We start from the raw sequence: 2,249 nt of genomic DNA on the forward strand, positions 1-2,249 counted from the left end.
TGCGTTGACAATGTTCACAGCGAAGAATCCAAACTATGGTTGGCAGAAAGACCGAGAGGAACTTCGCACTCTGATGAAGGCAAATTACGGCCTCGAATCCTTGGGTAATGACTCTATGTGTAGCCGCAGGCTTGAAGGCGGCTTGTGCGACTATGTCTCTTTGCTTCCGTCGGAGGAATTGGCACCCCTCCCCGAGTCACCCACTATGCGAACACGGGCTCGTTGAGCTAGGAGCTTTTCTTATCAACAGCTTACGTCGATCGGCGAAAATTGAGTTTTACCCTTGGAACCCCATTTCAGCCATTCCGAAGGCCAAATGCGAACAAAAGAAACCACGGCCGGATGGCATGGAGCGAGCTCGATACTACCAGTCATTGCTCGATTCAGGCGAGGTTGAAACTAGGGCAGAACTAGCTAGATTCCTCGACGTAAGTCGCGCTCGGGTGACTCAAGTGCTTCGAAGACTGGGATGAAACGTCCCGAAGTGAATTTTGTTTGTTCAACCGACGCGAGTTGTCGTTGGTCACCGTTTTTTAAACAGATATTTCGCATAGCGGGCTTGAAGACCGCCATACGCCAGACACTCTTGCCATGTCAGGTCGATTCTGACAATTGAAGGCAGATTTGACGCAACAGCCATATGACGGGATAATCAGCCAAATTCTAAAGTGAGACCAGCATGACTGAGACTTCACTAAGCTTTCTTGCGAGAATCCGCCAGGGAACCGACTCAGATTCCTGGAATAAACTGGTGGAGTTATATGTACCGTTGATGCAGAAGTGGTTGCGATCGTATGAAGTGACTGGGGCTGACGCGGATGATCTTGTTCAAGAAGTACTGGCCGTCGTTTTTCAGGAACTGCCTAAATTTAAGCACAACGAGCGGACCGGGGCATTCCGAAGTTGGCTACGAAAGATCCTTGTGCACCGACTGCAAAACTACTGGCGGAGCAAGAAACAGCATCCGCCCGCCAAAGGGGGCACTAGTGTGCTCGAACAACTCAATCAGCTTTCAGACGAAAACAACCAGTTAAGTCGCTTTTGGAACGAGCAGCATGATCGTGACGTAATTGCTCGGCTCATGGAACTCGTTCGGTCCAGATTCGAGCCGAAGACCTGGGAAGCGTTCCGACGGCAGATATTCGAGGGACAAAAACCAGCTCGAGTGGCGGCGGACCTGGACATGGCAATTGGGTCTGTTTATGTGGCCCGCAATCGCGTGCTGACCGCTCTGCGTCATGAGGCGGACGGTCTCGTTGAATCCCATTAGTATGCGAGCGGGACCGTGATGTGAAAATCAGGCACTTTACAAGTCTCTCAAAACATGCGAATTGCAATTTTTTGACAAAGTTTTTCCGACAGGTGTAAGAATTGGAGGATTCTCGCTCTTTCCATTTACCCACCCGTTATCCACCTGACCACGCACTGAATAACATTGCCATGAACAATTCAGCAATTCACCCGAAGAATGAGCAACTTATTGCCTTTGGCAAGCTCGAATGACAGGAGACATTGAATTTACGTTCCGGTTTTACAGAATTTTAGAACTTAATTTTCTAGCGAGCAATACTATAAAAACTCAGTCTAAATCAAGTTATGTGCCAAGGACAAGAAATTTCATGCCCCCAATCTCACAATTGATGCTCACAATTTTGGGATGTGCCATCGTTCTCAATGGATGCAATCCGCCCGCGCCTTCAGCGGCCAAATCATCTGGACTATTGACCGGACGTTTTGGTGAGTTGTCGATTGACACTCGCGTGGAATACGGCTCGTACTCTAACGGTGTAGTGAGTTTCATTATTTGGACCGACCTCACGTTGTCCGAAGAATCGTCTGGTCGTTCCGGTGACGAAGGTTACTACGGAACTCTTACCAGTTCAGCGGGCCATGCGATCAAATGGGAATGCACCGCTGAGCCGCAGCCTGTATCTACAGGAACGATGACTATCAATGACACAGAATATCAACTTGCCAAGGGCGCTTTGTTCCTTGTGACGATCCATGATGGTTCGACTGTTGTCAAACAACTAGGGCGCGACATGACAGACATTTCCGGTGACAGGAAATCTTTCGATAAGCTAGCTGAAGACTCAGAGGCTATCCGGAAACTGAGGTTTTGTGAAAGTCTGGTTTTGTTCACACTTTGCGGTTCATCAACGCAAAGGAGTGCACGGTGTCCGAGGCGATTCGAAAAGCGTACCCAAGTGACCTGACTGACCTTCAGTGGGAGATGATCGAAATGATTC

General features: G+C 49.0%; 2 protein-coding genes. Both read left to right on the forward strand.

What is annotated here, in order from left to right; translation table 11 throughout:
- Positions 1-679: 679 nt before the first annotated feature.
- Positions 680-1,270: an RNA polymerase sigma factor gene (locus tag KOR42_RS26080; protein ID WP_146512724.1), complete on the forward strand. Its 591-nt coding sequence runs from the start codon at positions 680-682 to the stop codon at positions 1,268-1,270.
- Positions 1,271-1,619: 349 nt separating this feature from the next.
- Positions 1,620-2,216 (forward strand): hypothetical protein, encoded by a 597-nt coding sequence (locus KOR42_RS26085; protein ID WP_146512725.1) that lies wholly within the window; start codon positions 1,620-1,622, stop codon positions 2,214-2,216.
- The last annotated feature ends 33 nt before the right edge of the window (positions 2,217-2,249 follow it).

The sequence above is a fragment of the Thalassoglobus neptunius genome (assembly GCF_007859735.1).
GTDB lineage: Bacteria > Planctomycetota > Planctomycetia > Planctomycetales > Planctomycetaceae > Thalassoglobus > Thalassoglobus neptunius.